Annotated in this window: 14 protein-coding genes; 8 read left to right on the top strand and 6 right to left on the bottom strand. The window is 75.8% G+C overall.

Going from position 1 to position 20,391, the window contains the following annotated elements:
• Positions 1–2 precede the first annotated feature (2 nt).
• The gene (locus AC0HI0_RS13400) at positions 3–1,259 is read left to right on the top strand and encodes a sensor histidine kinase (RefSeq protein WP_480932660.1); all 1,257 of its coding nucleotides are present in this window, start codon (positions 3–5) and stop codon (positions 1,257–1,259) included.
• On the top strand, positions 1,256–1,912 hold the full coding sequence (locus tag AC0HI0_RS13395) for a response regulator (protein WP_480932659.1): 657 nt from the start codon (positions 1,256–1,258) through the stop codon (positions 1,910–1,912). Before AC0HI0_RS13400 ends, AC0HI0_RS13395 begins: the two co-directional genes overlap by 4 nt.
• Here the strand turns inward: AC0HI0_RS13395 and AC0HI0_RS13390 are convergent.
• The 5 genes from AC0HI0_RS13390 to AC0HI0_RS13370 form a co-directional block, all read right to left on the bottom strand.
• Positions 1,890–2,435 carry an AAA family ATPase gene (locus AC0HI0_RS13390; RefSeq protein ID WP_480932658.1) on the bottom strand — a complete coding sequence of 182 codons (546 nt, stop codon included), beginning with the start codon at positions 2,433–2,435 and terminating at the stop codon, positions 1,890–1,892. The genes AC0HI0_RS13395 and AC0HI0_RS13390 overlap by 23 nt on opposite strands.
• Before the next feature lie 69 nt (positions 2,436–2,504).
• Positions 2,505–2,711 (bottom strand): DUF4287 domain-containing protein, encoded by a 207-nt coding sequence (locus tag AC0HI0_RS13385; RefSeq protein ID WP_480932657.1) that lies wholly within the window; start codon positions 2,709–2,711, stop codon positions 2,505–2,507.
• Positions 2,708–3,523 carry a siderophore-interacting protein gene (locus tag AC0HI0_RS13380; RefSeq protein ID WP_480932656.1) on the bottom strand — a complete coding sequence of 272 codons (816 nt, stop codon included), beginning with the start codon at positions 3,521–3,523 and terminating at the stop codon, positions 2,708–2,710. The genes AC0HI0_RS13385 and AC0HI0_RS13380 overlap by 4 nt, the downstream gene beginning before the upstream one ends.
• A gap of 129 nt (positions 3,524–3,652) precedes the next feature.
• Positions 3,653–4,222 carry a hypothetical protein gene (locus AC0HI0_RS13375; RefSeq protein ID WP_480932655.1) on the bottom strand — a complete coding sequence of 190 codons (570 nt, stop codon included), beginning with the start codon at positions 4,220–4,222 and terminating at the stop codon, positions 3,653–3,655.
• 96 nt (positions 4,223–4,318) lie between these two features.
• Positions 4,319–4,726: an MmcQ/YjbR family DNA-binding protein gene (locus tag AC0HI0_RS13370; RefSeq protein WP_480932654.1), complete on the bottom strand. Its 408-nt coding sequence runs from the start codon at positions 4,724–4,726 to the stop codon at positions 4,319–4,321.
• A gap of 252 nt (positions 4,727–4,978) precedes the next feature.
• Between AC0HI0_RS13370 and AC0HI0_RS13365 the strand changes: the two genes are divergently transcribed.
• Positions 4,979–6,097: a hypothetical protein gene (locus tag AC0HI0_RS13365; RefSeq protein WP_480932653.1), complete on the top strand. Its 1,119-nt coding sequence runs from the start codon at positions 4,979–4,981 to the stop codon at positions 6,095–6,097.
• 3 nt (positions 6,098–6,100) lie between these two features.
• Here AC0HI0_RS13365 and AC0HI0_RS13360 read toward each other — a convergent pair whose 3' ends face one another.
• Positions 6,101–7,270 (bottom strand): Fic family protein, encoded by a 1,170-nt coding sequence (locus AC0HI0_RS13360; RefSeq protein WP_480932652.1) that lies wholly within the window; start codon positions 7,268–7,270, stop codon positions 6,101–6,103.
• 710 nt (positions 7,271–7,980) lie between these two features.
• On the opposite strand from AC0HI0_RS13360, the gene AC0HI0_RS13355 reads away from it, so the two are divergent.
• From AC0HI0_RS13355 to AC0HI0_RS13335, 5 genes are read left to right on the top strand one after another with little or no spacing between them, the layout of a single operon-like run.
• Positions 7,981–8,829 carry a DUF4132 domain-containing protein gene (locus AC0HI0_RS13355; protein WP_480932651.1) on the top strand — a complete coding sequence of 283 codons (849 nt, stop codon included), beginning with the start codon at positions 7,981–7,983 and terminating at the stop codon, positions 8,827–8,829.
• Complete coding sequence (locus AC0HI0_RS13350) at positions 8,826–13,628, top strand: hypothetical protein (RefSeq protein ID WP_480932650.1); 4,803 nt, start codon at positions 8,826–8,828, stop codon at positions 13,626–13,628. The genes AC0HI0_RS13355 and AC0HI0_RS13350 overlap by 4 nt, the downstream gene beginning before the upstream one ends.
• A complete protein-coding gene (locus tag AC0HI0_RS13345; RefSeq protein WP_480932649.1) occupies positions 13,625–14,767 on the top strand; it encodes an ATP-binding protein in 1,143 nt (380 codons plus the stop codon). Before AC0HI0_RS13350 ends, AC0HI0_RS13345 begins: the two co-directional genes overlap by 4 nt.
• Positions 14,748–18,419, top strand: coding sequence for a DUF5682 family protein (locus AC0HI0_RS13340; RefSeq protein WP_480932648.1), 3,672 nt, complete (start codon positions 14,748–14,750; stop codon positions 18,417–18,419). The genes AC0HI0_RS13345 and AC0HI0_RS13340 overlap by 20 nt, the downstream gene beginning before the upstream one ends.
• Complete coding sequence (locus tag AC0HI0_RS13335) at positions 18,416–20,293, top strand: hypothetical protein (protein WP_480932647.1); 1,878 nt, start codon at positions 18,416–18,418, stop codon at positions 20,291–20,293. The genes AC0HI0_RS13340 and AC0HI0_RS13335 overlap by 4 nt, the downstream gene beginning before the upstream one ends.
• The last annotated feature ends 98 nt before the right edge of the window (positions 20,294–20,391 follow it).

Genomic DNA, 20,391 nt, shown 5'->3' with positions numbered 1-20,391 from the left:
CGGTGCAGAGGTGGCTGGTGGACCGGGCGGCGGCCGGGTGGACGGCGCTGTCCCGGGCGTCCGGGCCGCAGCCCCGGCCGACCACCCGCAACCGGGTGTTCGACGTGCTGTTCGCGCTGCTCGTCGCCGTGCTGTCGATCGAGTACGCGGTCAGCGGCGTGGACGTGCCCGAGCCCGGTTTCCCGCAGCCGCCCCTGATCGGGTTCCCGCTGCTGCTGCCCGAGCACGCGGAGGAACCCGTCGGGCCGGTGCTGATCGCGCTGGTCGCGTCGGTGTCGCTGACCGCGCGCCGGCGCTACCCGCTGGCCGTGCTGTGGATCGTGACCGCGATGACCGTGCTCGCTTCCGGCGACGAGGCCCGGCTGACCTTCTACGCCGTCGTGATCGCCGTCTACAGCGCCGCCGTCTACTCGCCTTACCGGGTGGCGACGCTGCTCGGCGTGGTCGCGGCGGCGGTGGCGGCGAACGCGCTCGGCGACTCGCGGCTGCCGGCCGTGCCCCAGCAGTACGTCGCGCTGCTGATCGTGGTGCCGATCGCGTTCGCCGCGAACGGGATGCGCACCTGGAAGCTGCGCACCGACGAAGGGCTGGCGCAGATGTCGGCGCTGGAGCAGGAGCAGGCCGAGGCGCTGCGCCGCGCGGTCGAGCACGAACGCGCCCGGATCGCCCGCGAACTGCACGACGTGGTGACCCACAACGTGAGCGTGATGGTCATCCAGGCGGGCGCGGCCCGCAAGGTCATGGCCGCCGACCCAGACCAGGCCCGGGAGGCGCTGCTCGCGGTCGAGGCCGGCGGGCGGGCGGCGATGTCCGAGCTGCGGCACGTGATGGGCCTGCTCACCTCCGCCGACGAGGCGGCCGACCCGCTGGCCCCGCAGCCGGGCCTGGACCAGGTGGCGGCGCTGGTGGAACGGGTGCGCGGCACCGGCGTGCCGGTGCGGGTGGCGGTCGTCGGCACGCCGCGCGCCCTGCCGTCCGGGATCGAGCTGACCGCCTACCGGGTGGTGCAGGAAGCGTTGACCAACACCGTGAAGCACGCGGCCGGCGCGTCCGCGTCGGTGCTCGTGGAGTACCGGCCCGACCGGCTGAAGGTGGAGGTCACCGACACCGGGGGCGGTCCCGGCGGGCCCGCCGGCAGCGGCCGGGGCCTGATCGGGCTGCGCGAACGGCTCAGCGTCTACGGTGGCACCCTGCGGGCCGGACCGCCGGCCGCGGGCGGGTTCCGGGTCACCGCACTGATCCCCCTGGAGGCGTCGTGACCCGCGTGGTGATCGCGGACGACCAACTGCTGGTGCGCACCGGTTTCCGGATGATCCTCACCGCGGACGGCCTCGACGTCGTCGGCGAGGCGACCAACGGCGCGCAGGCCGTGGACGCGGTCCGCCGCACACGGCCCGACGTGGTGCTGATGGACATCCGGATGCCCGAGCTGGACGGCCTGGAGGCGACCCGCCGCATCCTCACCGGAGCGCCGGGGGAGCCCCGGGTGGTCATCCTGACCACGTTCGACCTGGACCACTACGTGTACGCGGCGCTGTCGGCGGGCGCGAGCGGGTTCCTGCTCAAGGACGTGACGCCGGAGCACCTGGTTGCCGCTATCCGCATGGTCCGCGCCGGTGACGCCCTGCTCGCGCCGACCATCACCCGGCGGCTCGTGGAGCGCTTCGCGCACCGCGACTCCGGGGTCGTGCACCGGGACCTGGCCTCGCTCACGCCGCGCGAACTGGAGGTGCTGCGGCTGCTGGCGCAGGGGTTGAGCAACGCGGAACTGGCCGCGCGGCTGCACCTGTCCGAGGCGACGGTGAAGACGCACGTCGCCCGGATCCTGGCCAAGCTCGACCTGCGCGACCGGGTGCAGGCGGTGATCGTCGCCTACGAGACCGGCCTGGTCACCCCGACCGGTGCGGCGTGAGGGCGCCGCCGGCCGCCGCCACGACCAGGGCGGCGCGTTCGGCCACCGGGCCCGGCGGGACCTCGACCAGGTCGAAGCCGAGTTCGCGGTAGGCGCGTTCGTGGACGCGCTCGAACTCCACCGCGTCCTGGTAGCTGATCCGGCGGGCGGCGGTGGGCACGACGAACCCCTGGGTGCGGACGAAGAACACGGTCCGGTGGTAGACGCCGGCCGTGACGACCCGGTCGAGTTCGGCGGTCAGCAGCGGGGTCGGCGGGCGGCCGAGGAAGCGGCTCAGGGCCAGCGTGCAGACCGGGGAGCGGTCGAAGAAGGCGTCCGCCGGGCGTTCGCGGCGGGCCTGCAGCTCCAGCACGCGGTCGATGAACCCGTCGTCCTGCCAGGGCTGCGCACAGCCCTCGGCCTGGCGCAGGGCGATCACGTCGGTGGCCGCCTCCTCCACCACGCGGTGGCCGTCGACCTCCAGCCGCCGCAGGACCGCGGTCTTGCCGGAGCCCGGCGTGCCGGTCAGGACGTGCCTGGGCACCGCGCCTCCCCCTCCCCGGATCCCGCCGGCCTCGACGGGATCCGCCCCCGGTCCACCGCTACCGGCCGGTCACGCGCCTTCGGCGAGCGTGTGGGCGACCAGGGCGTTGGCGTGGCCGTGGCCCAGGCCGTGCTCGGACTTCAGCCACGCGACCAGTTCCATGTGCTTGGTCAGCGGCGAGGACCGGATCAGCTCCCGCCAGTGCGCGATCGGCTCGCCGTACTTCTTCTCGATCGACGGGAAGTAGCTCGCCGGGCCCTTGACCGGTTCGCTCACGCCCGGCCCTCCTGCTCCTGCTCGACCTGCCGGTTCCAGTCGGTCTTGGTCGACTGCCACCCGTCCTCGTCCTTGCCCAGCCGCCAGTAGCCCGAGATGGACAGCTGGTCGCGCTCCAGCCCGCGGTCGATCCGCAGGTGGCCGCGCAGGCCCTTGACCATGTTCGCCTCGCCGTGCACGAACACGTGCGCCCGGCCGGGCGGGAACTCCAGCTCGCGCACCGCCGCCACCACGGCCTCGCCGCGCGGGCCGCCGGCGCGGTGCAGCCACACCACGTCGAAGGGCGCGTCCTGCTCGTCGGCCGGGCCCTCGACCTCGGCGAACACCCGCACCACGGCGTCGGCGGGCAGCGCGTCCAGGGCCGCGGCGATGGCGGGCCACGCGCTCTCGTCACCGGCCAGCAGGTGCCAGTCCGCGGTCGGGTCCGGCGCGTAGCCACCGCCGGGGCCGGAGAAGTGCAGCACGTCGCCGGGCTGGGCCTTCTTGGCCCACGGCCCCGCCACACCCGAGTCACCGTGCGTGACGAAGTCGATCCACAGTTCGCGGGCCTGTTCATCCCAACGGCGGATCGTGTACGTGCGGGTGCGCGGCCACTGCTCGCGCGGCATCGTCTCGCGGATCGCCGTCGGGTCGAACGGCTCGGGGTAGGCCACGTCCTCCTGCGGGAACTGGAGCTTGACGTAGCTGTCGGTGAACGGACCCACCGCCAGCTCGGCCAACCCGTCCCCGCCGAGCACGACCCGCACCATGTCGGGTGAGATCTGCTCGGTCCGCAGCACGCGACCGCTCTTCGCCCGGGATCGCTCGGCCATCGGTTCTCCTGCTCTGTGCGTCACAACACTCCCGGTGCCCACCGTACGTGTCGGCGTCCACCGTCCGGCGTAGCGGCCGCCGTTTTCCGGCACCGCCCGGTACCCGGCCGTGAGTCTACGGCCGTAGCCTCACCGGTCGCGGTGCTCGGCGGCCGTGCCGTCGCGGACCCACCCGCGCACCTCGGCGAGGTGCGCGGCGCCGAGACCGCGACCCGGGTCGACCGCGCAGAGCAGCGTCGGCGCCGTCCGCCCCGCCTCGAACTCCACCCGGGCGTCGGTCCAGCCGTCCAGCTCGTCGTCCAGCCACGCCGGCGGCCGGTCGCCCGCGAACGCCGGCCACTTCCAGCCCCCGTCCGCCCGCCACCCCTGGCCGGGCACGAGGTCGCGCTCCGGGAACTCGACCACCGGCAGCTCGGGCAGGCCGAGCACCGGGCCGACCAGCTCGTTGGCCAGGTGCATCCACGTGGTGGCCCACGCCGGCTCCAGCCCGGTCTCCTCGGCCGGCGCGCGCAGCATCGGCCCGTGCTCCGGGTTGAGCCACACCCGCAGCCCCCGGTGCTCGCGGGCGGCCTTGCCCGAGTACCAGCGGCCGTTCGCGGTGTGCCGGAACGTCCGGTAGCCCGGCGGGCGTCGATGCGGTCTCGCGGCGTACGGGTTCAACGGGCCGTCCACGTCCAGCAGCAGCAGTCCGCGGGTCATCCGCCCCACCTCCTCGTAGATCGGATCGTCGCGTCGCGGGCCGCGCCGCGTCGACCCGATTTCGACCCGGGGGACGTCGAGCAGGCGGACGGGTGGTCAGGCCGGCCGGTCGACCCGGTCGGCGAGCCTCTTCGGCGCGGACGCGCAGAAGCTCTCCACGAGCAGCTCGCCGACCTCGTCCCAGTCGGTGTCGGCGTCGAGGAGCAGCCCGACGACGTGCGCCGACCACCGGGGCTTGAAGAAGGGGTGCGGAGCGACGCTCAACGCGACCAGTTCCGGCCCGGCGGCGCGGAAGGTCAACACGCTACCCGAGTCCACCCCCGACGCCTCGGCGTAGGACGCGGGTTTGCCGCCGTCGACCTCCAGCAGGTGCGCGAAGCCCCGCTTGCCGACCCGCCACCGGGTGCCCCGCCAGGCCCGCTCCTCGCACACCTCCGGCAGCGCCAGGCACCGCGCCCGCACCTGCGCCAGGATCTCCTCCGGCACGTCCGGGTAGTCCGCCACGTGATCCCCCCGTCATCGCCCGCCGATCATCCCACCCGGCGGCCTCCCGGCGGGCGCCGACGCCGTGACCGGGTAGCCCGGATGGCTGAAGTTCGGGCCTCGACGGGCCGGCGGGCCGATCGGAGCCGCTGGTCACGGCCGGTGCGGGTGCGGGGCCGGCGGATCGGCGCACCACGGGTCGTCGGAAGGCTGCATGATCGGGCCGGATGGCGGATCGGAAGGCGGCACGGGACGGCTGGGGAGTGGTTGCGGGTGGGTCGAGGGTCGGACGGTCCGGCGGTCCGGGGCGATCTGCTGCGCGCGTTCCAGGTCCTCGGGACGGACGTGCTGCCGGTGCGGGTGCTGGCGGTCGCGGCCGATGTCGACCTGTGGCGGATCGACGGGGTGCTGGCCCGCCTCGCGGCGGCGGAGCCGCGCGGCGCGCTGCGGGCGGTCGGCGACGGCCGGTTCGCGGTGCGGCCCGCGCCGGCCCTGGTCGCCCGGCCGGGGGAGGACCGCGCGGTGCGGGTGGCCCGGCGGATCGGCGACGACTTCCTGGTCGCGCTGGACACCTGTCGCGAGGCCCTCGGGGGCGCCCTGCGCGGGTTCGACCACGAACCGGCCCGGCTGGTGCTGCCCGCCGTCGGGTTCGTCGGCCGGGCCGCCGCCTCGGCGTGGTTCGCCGCGCACCGCGACCTGCTCGCGGCCGCGGTCCGGGCGTGCGGCCGGTCGGGCCGCCACGACCTGGCGGTGGCGGTGGCCGCCCGGGTCTGGGCGCTGCCGGCGCCGGAGGGCGACCTGGCGTGGGCGCACGAGGTGTCCCGGTGGGGCGCGGACTCGGCGATCGAGACCCGCCGGCCGGAAACCCTGGCCGGGCTGCTCGCGGCGGCGGCGCGGTGGTTCGCGGACGCGGGCGACTTCGTCACCGCCGAACTGCACGGGATCCGCGAGTCGCGGACCCGCAGGCGGATCGGCGCGCCGTTCGGGATCGCCGACGCGCTGTGGCGGCGGGCCGGGATCTACCGGCGCTGGGGTCGGCCGCACTTCGCGTTGGACTGCTACCGCGAACTCGCGGCGGACTACCTGGAGCAGGGCGACCGGCAGGGTTCGGCCCGGGTGTCCGCGGCGACCGGCGTGACGCTGCTGGAGTCCCGCCGGCCGGAAGCCGCGACCGAGCAGTTCGAGCAGGCGCTGCGGCTCTACGACGGCCTTCCCGGCGCTCCGCCGCTCGAACGGTCCTCGGTGCTGGAGCACTTCGGGCGCGCGCTGTGGGCGTTGGGGGAGCACGCGGTGGCGCTGCGGCGGCTGGACCAGGCGTTGAGCCTGCTGGTCGACGTGGACGAGTCCGCCGCCGAGCGGATCCGCCGATTACGCGCCGACCTGAAGCGCTGACGGTCACCCGAACACCGCGCCGTCGCGTTCGGACTGCTCGACCGGCCGTTCCGTGGTGAGCAGCCGGACCACCGGCCGGCACACGAAGACCTTGTTGTACAGCCGGTCGTCCAGGCTGGTGAGGACGCCGAGTTCGACCAGCCGGCGGGTGACCTGGGTGGCCGTCTTGACGGTGATCCCGTACCGGTCGACCAGCGTCCGGTGGGTCAGCATCGGCGTGGTCACCAGGTCGCCCGCGACCCGGTGGAGGCTCGGCGGCTTCGGCGCGACGGCCAGGTGCGCGCGCCGCAGCCGGTCCAGCTCGTCCACCAGGCTGACCTGGGCGAGCGCCTGCGCGCGCAGGCCGTCGGCGTAGAACCGGATCCACTCGTGCAGCGGCCCGCCGTGCACCACCGCCCGGATCCGCTCGTGGTACTCGTGGTGGTGCGTGTCGAGCCAGAACGACATGGGCAGGATCTGGTCGCGCAGCAGTCCCGTGCGCACCATCTCCAGCGAGCTGAACAGCCGTGCCACGTGCCCGTTGGCCTCGGGGTAGGGCTGGAGCAGTTCCAGGTGCAGGTGGGCGAGGGCGATCCGGGCCACGCGGGACAGCGGGCCCGGCGCGCGCACGCCGTCGGCCCACGCGGCCAGCGCGGCCCGCAGCGGCGCGCCCGGCGGGGTGGTGAGCAGGTAGGCGTCGTCGGCGGTGCGCCCGCCCAGCCAGCCCTGGTGCCGGCGCAGCCCGGTCGAGTGCGAGCGGGTGAGGATGGCGCTGATCTCGCCGAGCAGCACCGGGTCGATCGGCGCGCCCGCGGCGACCCGTTCGGTGCCGTGCGCGGAGGCGAGGATGAACCGGCCGATCGGGTACCGGCCGAGCAGTTCGGCCAGGGCGGCGCGGTCGTCGGGCGCGCGGCGGGCCAGCAGGTGGAACATCAGCGCTTCCACGAGGTCGGCGTCCTCGCCGGCCAGCGCGCCGGAGCTGCGCGCGTCGCGGATGCGACCGCACAGCACGAGGGTGGAGCGGTCCGCGACCCGTTGCGCGCTCTCGTTGAGGCTGCCCAACGCGTGCTCGGCCTCGGCCAGCGCACGGTGCGTGCGGGTGGGCAGCAGGAGGTCGGTGGGTATGGGGTTGGGGAGGTAGGCGCGCATCCCCCGCAGGGCTTTGGGGAGCGTCGTGGGGTCCGCGGGTGCCACCCAGGTTCCGTGTACGGGTGGTGCGTTGTCCATCCGCGCAGAATGGCCTATGCGGGGCGACCGCATCAAATTCCGGAATGGGTGTCCGGAGATCGGGCAAGTGGTTGGTGGGCGTGCATTTGCACGTGCAGGTGCACATGCGTTTACCGGTGGTCGGGATTCACGCTGGTGGCGCGGGTGCGAGTGACGGGTCACCTCGGTCGGCTGGATGGAATGCTTGGCGATCTTGACTGGTGAGGGCTGGTTCCCGGGGTCGGTCCGGGGCTCATTCGCGATCTTCGGCGGCTGCGGTTCACTCGGTCGGGCGGAGCCTGTCTCAATTCGTCCGGGAGATTCTCCCGGCAGCCGGTCCGCAATGGTTTCCGCAAAGCTGCGGAAAGATCGGAATTGTCGATTCAGGACACAAAGGGAACGGGTCGGACGTCCCGGGATTCCATTCGCGCGGCGGAATCGGCGGCCCCTCGTGCGGTGTCTCGGCGTGGGCGGGCGCGCCAGGCGCGGGCCGCCGAAGTCGGCCACGCCGCCGGAGATCGCGGCGGTTCCCGACGAAACCGTTCGCCCCGTGGGTGCGTCGAACCCGCGCGCGGCGCTGCCGCGAGCCCCGCCGGTGATCACGGCGGGGTTGCGAAACGGCTGGTACGCGGCTTTTGTCGGTGCTCGTCGTTAGCCTCCGCGCATCAACTCGATCACGACATCTCGCAGGAGGAAACGTGGGCTGGCTGGACGCCGCGTCCGGGTACCAGGTGCGGCTTGGGGAGGGTGGACGCGTCCAGGCCCGCAACGGCAAGGGCAAACTGCTGTCCTCGGTGCCCGCGTCCATCAAGGACGATCCGCAAGTGGTGCAGCTGCGCCAACTCGTGGAGTGGCTGGCGCGGCACGAGGCGGAGTGCCTGTCCGCTGTGGACGGCTGGATGGTGCGGTCGCTGCCCGTGCCCTCCGCGCTGATCGCCGAGGTGTGGCCGGACGAGGCGTGGGCCGCGGCGCTGCGCGACCTGGTGGTCGTGGCCGACGGCGAGGTCGGGTTCCTGCGCGACGCGGACACCGAGCGCGGCCTGGGTGTGGTCACTTTGGACGGTGACACCGTGCGGCTGCGGCCGGCGGCGGTGTCCATTCCGCACCCGGTGCTGTTGGAGGACCTGGAGGAGCTGCGCGAGTTCGGCGCGGAGCTGGGCGTCGAGCAGAAGGCGCAGCAGCTGTTCCGGCAGACCTTCCCGCGCCGGCCGCACGCGGCGGGCAAGACCTCTGTGGACGATTTCTCCGGCGGCAAGTTCGAGCAGCTCAACCACGCGCTGGGCCGGTGCCGCACGCTCGGCTACCCGGTGCGCGGCGGCGAGGCGGTCTACTCGGCGTTCGAGGGCGGCCGGGTGGTCGAGGCGCGGTACTGGATCGGCTCGGACTACCCCGAGGGCGAGAGCTGGACCGGGGAGCTGCACTGGACCCTGGACAACGGGGTCGGCCTGCCCCTGTCGGAGGTCGGACCGGTCGCCTGGTCCGAGGGAATGCGCATGGCCTCGGCGATCCACGCCGGGCGCGTCGTCGAGGAAGTGGTGGCCCAGTGAGCGAGCACGACGAGAAGGCGCTCATCGGCGCGGGCGCGGTGCTGCCGGGCACGACCGCGGAGGGCGAGGACCGCGACACGATCACCGCCCGCCGGTACCGGCACTCCGCCCTGCAGGACCGGGTCGTGGTCCGCCTGGTGCCCGCCGTCCTCGGCCGCGCCGAGGACTTGACCTGCGAGTACCTCGGGTTCGACGCGCCGGAGCAGGTGGCCGGGGTGGGCACCGGCCGGCGCGAGGCGCTGGGCTTCCCGGCCTGGGCGCTGGTCAACGACCCGGCCAACGCCCACCACGCGCTCAACCTGGTCAAGGACGTCGAGCGGCTGGCCCGCACCGCGAAGTCCCGGGCCGGCGCGGCCAAGGACGGCTTCACCGCGCTGGGCGAGATGCTCGGCCGCTCCGCGCCGCACTTCCTGCCCACGTTCTACGAGCAGGCCGGCCGGATCTTCCTCCAGCACGGCAACGACACCTACGCCGCGAGCATGTTCGGCAAGGCGCGCGAGGCGGAGGAGGTGCACGACCTGGCGGTCGACCCGGAGCGCATCCGCGAGGTGTTCCTGGAGTTCGCGTTCGCCGGCGCGCTGACCGCCAAGGCGCTGTCCGCGCACTCCAAGGGCCTGGCCCGCAAGTACGAGCCGGGCCCGGCGTACGAGCTGTTCGTGACGCTGTGCGTGGAGCGCACCCGAGGCGGCCTGCCCCCGTACACCGGGATGCCCGAAGACCTGCGCCGGCTGGCCAAGGCCGCGAAGCGCGACCTGAAGGAAGAGGACGAGCGGCTGCTGCGCGCGGTGCTGGACAGCGCCTCGGTCAGCCGCGCGGGCGTGGCGTTCTGGAAGTCCTACCGGGAATCCCTGGTGGGGCTGGCGAAGCGGGACGAGGAAATCCGGGCCCGCCTGCTGACCTTCGTGCCCGCGTCGGTCTCCGCGCTGGACACCTGGATCGGCATCCTGACCGCGTGCGGCGCCGACCGCGACCTGATCGAGCCCGGCAGCGCGGTGGACGCCGCGCAGTGGCTCGCGTCGGTGATCTCGGTCCGCGACAGCGGCTGGCGCGCGACCGGCCGGTCGAAGGTCGTGCTGGACCTGGTCGAAGCGATGGCGCCCCGGCTGGCCGCCGACGGCGTGCCGGTGCGCGCCCTGGTCGGCTGGCGTCAGGACGAGCTGGACCTGCTGGACCTGCTGGTGGCGCACCGCGTGCCGATCAAGCCGGTCGACCGCGCCGAGGTCACCATGAACGTGTCGGACTGGCTGTCCGACGAGGGCGAGGGCGTGCGCGACCTCGCGGCGCTCGCCCAGGACGAGTTCCTCGGCCGGGGCCTGGGCAACGGCCTGGTCGACTACTTCCGCAACACCGCGCGCAAGGGCGTCGTCTCCGTCGAGGTGCTCGCCGCCACGGTGTCCGTGCCCGGCCTGCGCGTCGCGCTGCGCGACTGGATCACCCGCAAGACCGGGCAGTCCGCCGCCGGCCTGCCCGCGCTGGGCGACCACCTGAACGCGCTGACCGTGGTCCGGCTGCCCGAGGCGTTCGCCGACGTGCCCGAGGCCGCCGACGCGGTGGCCGCGACCGACGTCGCCGCCGCCCTGCACCACACGCTGCGCACCGGCCTGCTCGACGAGCTGGGCTGGCCCGCGCTGGAGGAGGCGGTCGCCCGCCTGTCGGCCGGGCAGCCGGTGAAGGACGAGGACACCGGGATGGCCGGCGAGGGCTGGCCCGCGCTGGTGCTGCGGCGCGGCGAGACGTTCGTGGTGGCCGGTCCGGACGGGGTGCTCGCCGAGCACGTCGCGCGCATCCCGGCCGACGACCGGCACTCCTGGGGCTACAGCCCCAACGCCGGGTGGTTCGACGGGAAGCTGCTGGTCCGCTGGCACGGCGAGGACGCCGGCCGGGCGTACTGGAGCGACGCGCCCGACCACGTCTTCGACCCGGACCCCGGGACGAGCCCGTACTACCGGCGCGACCTCGACGTGCCGTCGATCGGCCTGCCCGACGGGTCCCGGTTCGCCGGGCGGCGGGCCGTGCGGCCGGGCGACACCCAGGCCCGCCAGGGGCACCGGGCCTTCGGCGACGGCACGTCGCTGTGGACCTACCTCTACCGCGACAACGAGTGGCGCTGGGGCGAGGTCGACCCGGCGACCGGCGAGGTCGGCCGCTCCAGCCTGCCCCGGTTCCTGGAGGACTTCGCCGCCGACGGCGCGAAGCTCGAACTCGGGCGGTGCGACCTGCGCCCGGCCGTCGCGGCGACGCAGGGCAGCCCGCTCGGCGCGGCCGACGGGCTGCACGGCTGGCGGGTGCGCCGGGAGGCCGACGGCTCCTGGCTGGGGGAGGGTGTCGACGGTCGCCGGGTCCGGCTGCCCAAGGGCGCGCGCCGGCCGTCCGGCGTGCTCGACCTGCCGGGTGGCCGGCTGGTGCTCGACGCCGACGACGAGACGGTGAACCTGCTCGACGACGAGGGCGTCCTGCTCGGCACGGTCCGGGTCGGCAACCGGCACGAGAAGTACGCCGCGGGCACGCCGATGGTGCCGCCGCTGCACTGGTGGCACCTGCTGCGGCCGCGTGACGAGGCCGGTTCCGCCGCGCTGCGCGCCGTGACGCGCAAGGCCGTGGACAAGATGCTCGAAGCGGCCCTGGCCGAGGACGGCGAGAAGCCGAGCCGCCGCAAGCGGCTGCTCGCGCTGGTCCGCGGCGAGCGCGACGACCTGGCGGCCGCCGTCGCCTCGGCGCTGCCCGGCCTGACCGACCCCGCGCTGCTCGCGGGCGTGCTGGACGTGGTCCGGCGGGCCGCCGGGCTGCTGCGCGGGTACCGGGGCTACGCCGAGATCGCGCAGGGCGCGCGCCGGGTCGACACGTCGATCTTCACCCCGGCCGGGCCGGCGGTGAGCGAGGACGACGTGGCCGCCGCGCTGAACTGGTTCGGCGACCGGCGGTCCAGCCGCACCACCCTGCGCACCGCGCTGCCCGAACTGCTCGCCGCGCTGGCCTCGGCGGCGGCGCAGCCGAAGCCCCAGGGCAGCGCGCTGCCCGAGGCGGGCAACACCGACTGGTTCGGCCTGCTGCCGGTGCTGGGCGCGGTCGCGCACCGCGCGGCGTCCCCGCTCACCCCGGACGAGGTCCGCGCGGCGGCGGCGCTGGTGCTGCGGTCGGTCGCGGACAGCGGCCTGGTCGACGGCACCGGCCACTGGCGCACGGTCGGCGTGCTCGTGCCGGACGGCGAGGCGAAGCCCGTCAACCGGGTCACCCCGGTCAAGGACGGGTTCGTCGCGGTGTTCGCCGAGCAGTGGCGGCGCGACGCGCCCAACCGCTACGACGGCGTGCAGTTCACCCGCACCCCCGGCACGTTCGACCTGCCGCGCAAGTGGCAGGTCGAGTACGCCGAGGAGATCCGCCCGGCGTTCGGCCGGGACCGGGTCGACCGGTTCCTGGCGGTGCTGGCCGAACGCGGCCCCGCGCCGTGGCGCCCCGAGTCGGTGCCGGTGCTGGCCTCGGCGACCGGGCTGGGCACCGCCGAGTCGGTCGTGCTGCTGGCCGGCATGGTCGGCATCGACCGGTGGGACGCCTCCTACCTGAGCACCGCGCACCGCAAGCTGCTCGACCTGTCGGCGGCCGGCGCGAAGACGGCCAAGGAGCGGCTGGGCCCGCTGCACGGCGACTTCCGCCGCCGCCTGCTGGCCGCCTCGGTGCCCGCCGACCCGGCCGACCTGTGGACCACCGGCCCGGACGCGGCGGCGGTCGCCGAGGTGTGGGTGGCCGAGAAGGGCCGGCGCGACCCGACCCCGGACGACGTGCTGGCCGACGCGGCGAAACTGCTGCCGCAGTCCACCTCGGGCGAGTACGTGACCGGCGTGCTCAACCCGACCACCACGGCGTGGCTCACCGAGGACGCCGACATGCGGGTCAAGGGCACCGCCCTGGAGACCCGCAACTGGTCCGGCTTCACCGAGTCGACGCTGAAGGCGGTGCCGGACGTCCTGCTGTGGCTGGCCCACCGGCTGCCGGCGGGCTCGCCGCTGCGGGCCAACCTGCCCGGGGCGCTGGCGCTGGCCCGGCAGCGGGTGGCCGACCCGGGGTTCGCGATCGACCTGGGCGGCTGGGTCTCGCACGAGTCGCTGCACGCGCTGCTCGGGGTGGACCTGCCCGTCGTGGACGCGGCCGCCGACCACAAGGGCTGGCTGCACCTGCTCGGCACCTACGAGGGGTACTGCCGGGTGGTGGTGCGTCCGGGCCTGGTCGGGCCGGAGGACCGCGACGTGTTCGCCGCCCTGGTCGAGATCACCAACTCGCAGGACGTCGGCCGGGCGCTGGACCTGCTCGCCGACGAGGGCGTGGCCGCCGCCTGCGCGGTGCCGCCCACCGGCGACCCGGAGGCCTACCACCAGGTGCCGGCCCAGGAGCTGGTCGCCGAGGTGGCCGGGAAGACCGGCCTCGGCGAGGACGCCGCCGCGCTCTACCTCCAGCTGCTGTCGCTGCCCGACCCGACCGACGCGAACGTGGCCCGGTGGACCGGCTGGAAGCCCGCGCGGCTGCGCAAGGCGCGGGCCGAGCTGGCCGAGACCGACCTGGTGCTGACCGCGAAGCGGGCCCGCGCGGGCCGCTCGCTGTTCCTGCCCGGCGGGTGGCTCCCGCTGCCCGGCCCGCACCTGCCGCTGGAGTCGTGGAAGGCGCCGATGTTCGGCTTCACCCGCCACCCGGCCGGCGTCGTGGTGCCCCGGGAACCCGTCGCCGACCTGTTCGCCCGTGCCTGGCGGCGCGTGCTCGACGGCGACGCGCCCGCCTACGAAGAGCTCAAGACCGGAGGACGCAGGTGACCGCCGCACGGCAGATCGACCCGGCCGAGGACGCGCACGCCGAGGAGCTGGCGTTCCTGGCCGCCTACGACGACGGCCGCAAGCCGCCCGGCTGGCGGCTCACCCCGCGCGCGGTCGTCATGTTCATCACCGGCAGCGGGGGCGACGCGCTGGCGCTGCCCGCGCCGGTGGCGGGCCTGCCGACCCGGCTGGTGATCGGCGCCAAGTTCGTCGGGGAGCGCGCGCTGGTGGAGCGCGCGGTGGTGACCCTGGCGGGCGAGCGCGGCCTGCTGCTGGTCGGTGAGCCCGGCACGGCGAAGTCGATGCTGTCCGAGCTGCTCGCCGCCGCCGTGTGCGGCAGCAGCCAGCTCGTGGTGCAGGGCACCGCCGGCACGACGGAGGACCAGCTGCGCTACGGCTGGAACTACGCCATGCTGCTCGCCGAGGGGCCGAGCCCACGGGCACTGGTCCCCTCGCCCGTGCTGACCGCGATGCGGACCGGCGGGGTGGTGCGCGTGGAAGAGGTCACCCGCTGCCTGCCGGAGGTGCAGGACGCCCTGGTGTCCATCCTGTCCGACCGGCGGATCGCGGTGCCGGAGCTGTCCGGCACGGACGGGGCGACGGTGCACGCCGCGCCGGGCTTCACCGTGATCGCGACGGCGAACCTGCGCGACCGGGGCGTGTCGGAGATGTCGGCCGCCCTCAAGCGCCGGTTCAACTTCGAGGCGGTCGGCCCCATCGGCGACCTGGCCGCCGAGACCGACCTGGTCCGGCGCCAGGCGACGGCGGCGCTGGACCGCGTCCAAGCGCCGTTCGCGGTGGACGACGTGGTGCTGGAGGTGCTGGTCACGGCGTTCCGCGACCTGCGCAACGGGGTGTCCGAGGAGGGCTGGGCGGTCGAGCGGCCGTCCACCGTGATGAGCACCGCCGAGGCGGTCTCGGTGGCGACCTCGCTGGGCCTGGCGGACGCCTACTTCCCCGGCGACCGCGACCCGTTGTCGCTGCTGCCCGGCCACCTGCTGGGCGTGGTCCGCAAGGACGACCCCGGCGACGCGGCCCGGCTGCTGGGCTACTGGGACGGCGCGGTGCGCCGGCGCGCCGAGTCCGGCGCGCGCACCTGGCGACGGCTGTGGGAACTCCGTGACGTCCTCGACGCCTGACCCCGCCCCGGCCCACGACGGCCTGCGGGCCGCCGACGCGAACCCCGCGTCGGCGGCCCGCCCGCCCGCGCGCGATCCCGCGCCGGCGGTGTCCGCCACCGCCGACGGCCCGGCGTCCGGGTCGTTCGTCGGCGGTGCGCCGCAAGACGACCTGGCGGTCGCCGAACGGCTCGCCGGCCACCGCGAGCCGTTCCTGATCGGCGTGCGGCACCACTCGCCGGCGCTGGCCGCCGTGATGCCCGAACTGCTCGCCGCGGCCGATCCCGAGGTGCTGCTGATCGAGCTTCCCGAGGAACTCGGCGAGTGGCTGCCGCACCTCGCGGACCCGCGGCTCACCGCGCCGGTCGCGCTGTCCGGGGCCCGCAAGGACGGCGGGAGCCTGGCGTTCTACCCGTTCGCCGACTTCTCGCCCGAACTCGCCGCGATCCGCTGGGCCTACCGCAACGGCGTCGAGGTCCGCCCGTGCGACCTGCCGCTCGCGGCCCGCGCCGGCGGCCACCAGGGCTCCGGCCCGGGTGCCTCGCCGCTGGCCGACGCCCTGCGCCGGGCGGTCACCGGGCGCGACGGCGACGACCTGTGGGACCGCCTGGTGGAGGCGTCCGCCCCCGGGCAGGCCGCCGAGGCGGTCCGGCGGGCGGCGCTGCTGGTCGGCTGGGCGCTGCGCCGCGACGCGTCCGGCGGCTCCGGCGTGGACCCGTACGACCTGCGGCGCGAGGAGTGGATGAGGCGCGCCGTGGCCCGTGCGGACGGCCGCCGGGTCGCCGCCGTGGTCGGCTCGTTCCACGCGGCCGCGCTGCTGGAGGGCCCGGCCGCGCCGGAGGACCCGCCGGCCGACGACGGCGTGGTGACCTCCCTCGTGCCGTACGGCTTCGCGCTGCTGGACGAGCGGTCCGGCTACCCGGCGGGCATCCGCGACCCGGAGTGGCAGCAGGCGGTCCTGGAGGCGGGGGGCGATCCGGCCGCGGTCGAGGTCGCCGCCGCGTCGGTGATCGTCCGGATCTGCTCGCGGGTGCGCGAACTGGGCCACCCGGCCGGTCCCGGCGAGGCCCGCGAGGCGCTGCGGCTGGCCGTCGACCTGGCCCGGCTGCGGGGGCTGCCCGCGCCGGGGCGCGGCGAGGTGGTGGAGGCGGTGCAGAGCGTGCTGACCCACGCCGAACCGCTCGGGCGCGGCCGGGTCGTCGCCCGCGCCGCCGGCGACGTGCTGGTCGGCCGGCGGTCGGGCGCGCTCGCGCCGGGCACACCGCGTTCCGGCCTGGCCCCGGCGGTCGAGGCGCTGCTGGCCGAACTCCGGCTGCCCGGCCCGGACGCGCGGGAACCGGCGGTGCTCCGCCTGGACCCGCTGCGCTCGGACCTGGACGCGCGCCGCGAGATCACCCTGCGGCGCCTGGGTGTGCTCGGTGTTCCCTACGCCGAGCGGACCGCGACCACGGGCGTCGGCGGCGGTGACGCGCTGACCACCCGCTGGACCGCGACGTGGACCCCGTCGACGGCCGCCACGCTGCCGGTGGCCGGGCTGTGGGGCGCGACGCTCCCGCAGGCCGCCCTCGGGCGGCTGCGGGCCCGGCGCGCGGACCGCGAGCGGGCCGGCGGCCACACGCCGGCGGACGTGCTGGCCGACCTGGCGGACGCCGCCGCGTGCGGCCTGCCCGAACTGGTCGGCGAGGTGCTGGCGGACGTCGGGACGGTGCTGCCGTCCGCCGGGACGCTGCGCGACCTGCTCGCGGGCCTGGACCTGCTGGACCGGCTGCGCGCGGGCCACGTGCCCGGCACCCCCTCCGGCGTGCTCGACGAGCACCCGCTGCTCGCCCGGGAGCTGGAGACGGCGGCCGTCGCCCAGGTGGCGGGTCTGGCGGGCTCCGAGGACCCGGCGGACGCGCACGCCCTGGTCGAGCTGGGCCAGCGGCACGACGCGCACGGCACCGGCATCCGGCTGTCGGCGACCTTGCGGCAGCTGGCCGACGAGGGCGTGCCGATGATCGCGGGCGCGGCGGGAGCGGCGCGGGTCCTGCTCGGGCTCACGACACCCGCCGAGCTGGGCGAGCGCATCGCGTCCTGGATCGACACCGCCACCACGCCGGAACGCCGGCTGGTGCTCCGACAGGGCCTGACCGGCGTGCTGGCGGCGGCGACCCCGCTGCTGGAGACGACCGAAGCCCTGGAGCCGCTGTTGACCCGGGTGGAAGCGCTGGGGGACAAGGACTTCCTGCAACGCCTGCCCGCGTTGCGGGGAGCGTTCACCTCCGTCGGCCCGGCCGCGCGGGCGCGCGTCCTGGCGGTGGTCGAGCAGCGCACCGGCGACCGGGTGGACGCCGCCGGAGCCCCGGACCCGGAGCTGCTCGCCGGCTGGCTGGACGCCGAGCAGGCGGCCGCGGAAGCACTGCGCCACCACAACCTCGCCCGTCCCGCGCTGTCCACACCGGACGGTGCACTCGCGGAACCCGGACCGACACCTCCCGCACCGGCTGCTCCCGGACCGACAGCGCCGGAACCGACAGCGCCGGAACCGACAGCGCCGGAACCGGCTGCGGTCGCGGACGGCGTTCCCGACCCCGGTTCGCTGACCACCGCCGTGCGCTGGCGGCTGGTCCTCGGCGCGCGTGGCGACCGGCCGGCCGGGGGAGCGCGGTACGCCGCCGCCCTGGACGAGCTGTACGGCCGCGACCGGGGCGAGGGCGCGGCGGCCGGCGGCGGTCTCGGCGCGGACCTGTCCTCGCCGTTCCCGGACGTCCGGGAGTGGTCGGACGAACTGGTCGCGCTGTTCGGGGACCGGGTCCGGGAAGAGGTCCTGGCCGCGGCGGCCGAGGGCGGCCGGCTGGAGGCCGCGCTGGAGATCGACGCGGCGTCGGTGCGCCCGTCGGTGGACCTGCTGCGCACCGTCCTGTCGCTGGCCGGCGGGCTGTCCGAGCACGCGCTGGCCCGGCTGCGGCCGCTGGTGCAACGCCTGGTCCGGGAACTCACCGCGCAGCTGGCCGTCCGGGTGCGCCCGGCGCTGACCGGCATCCAGCTGCCGGTGCCGACCCGTCGGCCCGGCGGGAAGCTCGACCTGCCGCGCACCTTGCGGGCCAACCTGGCCACGGCCCGCCGCGACCAGGACGGGCGCGTGCTGGTCGTGCCCGAGCGCCCGGTGTTCCGCACCAGGGGCAAGCGGTCCATGGACTGGCGGCTCGTGCTCGTGGTGGACGTGTCGGGCTCGATGGAGGCCTCGACGGTCTGGTCGGCGCTCACCGCCGCGGTCTTCGCCGGGGTGCCGTCGCTGTCGACGCACTTCCTGGCGTTCTCCACGGAGGTGGTCGACCTCAGCGACCGGGTGGCCGATCCGCTGTCGCTGCTGCTGGAGGTGCGGGTCGGCGGTGGCACGCACATCGCGGGCGCGCTGCGGCACGCCCGCTCGATGGTGACCGTGCCGGAACGGACGATGGTCGTGCTGGTCAGCGACTTCGAGGAGGGAGGGCCGGTGTCGTCGCTGGTCGGTCAGGTGCGCGAACTGGTGGCGTCCGGGGTGACCGTGCTGGGCTGCGCGAGCCTGGACGACAAGGGCATCGCGCGGTACTCGACGGCCGTGGCGGGCGCGCTGGTGGCGGCCGGGATGCCGGTGGCCGCGCTGAGCCCGTCGGAACTGGCCCGCTGGGTGGGGGAGAAGGTGCGCGGATGACCCTGCCCCCGGTGGCCCCCGCCGTGGTGGCCGACGTGCTCGACGCGCTCCCGCCCCGGCTGCGCAAGCGGATCGACGCCGCGCTGGACAAGGCGGCGGCGTGGGAGGTGACGTCGTCGGACGGCTCGGCCCGCGCCGAACTGGACGCCGACACCACCCTGACCTGGACCCTCGTCGGCGGGGCGCTGGTCGACCCCGACGGCCTGGTGTGCAGCTGCCTGCTCGCGCCCCGGTGCCTGCACCGCGGCGTGGCGGTGGCGGCGGCTCCCATCGCCGACGCCCCGCCTGTGGACGACCCGACCGCCGACGACCCGACCGCCGACGGCCAGACCGGCGGACCGGCGACGACGGGCGGCGCGACAGCGCCGGCCGGCGCACCCGGCACGGCGGACGTCGACGCCGCCGGTTCGACATCGCCCCGCCCGGTGGGCGGCGGTGCCGGATCGGCGGGCGGGGTGGCCGACGCCCTGCCCGAATCGCCGGTCGCGGTGGTGGCCGGCGAACGCGCCGCCGCCACGGCGCTGTGGGAGGCGTGCGCGACCGTCCTGCGGGCGGGGGCGCAGGGCAGCGGCGCGGTGGTGCGGGCCGAACTGCTGCGGGCCGTGCACACCGCGCGGGTGGCCGGCCTGCACCGGGCGTCGGCGGCCGGGCTGCGCATCGCCTCGGCGCTGGCCGGGGCGCGGTCGGGCGATTCGACGTTCGACCGCGAGGTGCTCACCGCAGAACTGGTCGACCTGCTGCTGCTGTGCCACGACCTGCGCACCTGCCCGGAAGCGACGTCCGAACTGCGCGGCACGGCCCGCCGCGAGTACCGCCCGGTCGGCTCGCTGCGGCTGTACGGGCTGTGCACCGAGGCGGTGGTCACCACCTCCGGCTACAGCGGCGTGGTCACGCACCTGGTGGACGACTCGGGCGGCCTGTGGACCGTCCCGGCGATCATGCCGGGCGGACCGGAACGCGTGACGGCCGCCGCGGGCGGTCCGGTGGCGGTCGGCGAGTCCGGGCTCAGCCACCGCGAACTGGGGCGGGTGGGCCTGCTGCTGTCCGGCGGCACGGCCTCCGCCGACCGCAGGCTGGGCGCGGGCAAGGCGGTGCGCGCGGTGCGGGCGTCGGGTGCGGCGTGGGACGCCGACCCGCTGTCCCGGCTGTGGGCCGAGCCGGTGGCCGAGCAGGTGGCCCGCGCGTTCCACGCCGGCACCCGCCCGGACACCCACCGCCCGGCGGGCGCGGACCTGCTGTTCGTCGAGGGCGCGGTGCTCGGCGCGGCGGGCACCGCGCTGCGCGTGGCGACCGGGTCCGGGACGCTCGACCTGGTCGGTGCCGACGACCGGGCGCGGGAGAACCTGCGGGTGCTGGCCGACTCGGCCGGGGTCGACCTGCGGTTCGTGGCCCGGCTGCGGCCGGACCACCCGGGCACGGCGGTGGCGCTGGCCGTCGCCGGCGACCTGGTGCTGCCCGCCGACCTGCACGGGCACGTCGACCTGGGGCTGGACCGGCTGCAACGCTCGCACGTCGCGGGCGGCGCGCGGGACCTGCCGCCGCGCCCCGAGCCGGCCGACCGGGTGCCCCCGCCGCTGCGTCCGCTGGAGAACGTGCTGCACCGGGTGACCCTGGGCGGTCGGGCGGTGGCGGCGGTCGCGTCGGCGTCGCGCGAGGTCACCACGTTGTCCCGCAACGGTCTCACCACCACCGCCGAACTCCTGGCCGATCTCGCGCTGTCCTCCCGGGACCGCGAGCGCGACGTGTTCGGCCGGGTGGTGCGGGACGCGGGCGACGCGTTCCCGACCGCGTGGCTGCGGGCGGGCCTGCACGTCCGCGAGTTCACCCGCACCGTGGCGCGGCGGGCGTGGTTGGACGCGGTGGGCCAGGTCTAGCCGGAAGGACCCCGGGGTTCCTCCCCGCCCGATCACCGGGCGGGGAGGAACCCCGGGGCGTCCCGTCCGGTGCCGACGCGCCATTCACGCGGCCGTTC

Source organism: Saccharothrix sp. NBAS 001 (genome assembly GCF_056640475.1).
Note: the sequence above shows the minus strand (reverse complement) of the source record. Positions and strands in the feature narration are given on the sequence as shown.

Excerpts from the sequence above, each read along its gene's own strand:
- AC0HI0_RS13335 (WP_480932647.1), top strand. The coding sequence starts at position 18,416 with ATGACCCTGCCCCCGGTGGCCCCCGCCGTGGTGGCCGACGTGCTCGAC.
- AC0HI0_RS13380 (WP_480932656.1), bottom strand. The coding sequence starts at position 3,523 with ATGGCCGAGCGATCCCGGGCGAAGAGCGGTCGCGTGCTGCGGACCGAG.
- AC0HI0_RS13375 (WP_480932655.1), bottom strand. The coding sequence starts at position 4,222 with ATGACCCGCGGACTGCTGCTGCTGGACGTGGACGGCCCGTTGAACCCG.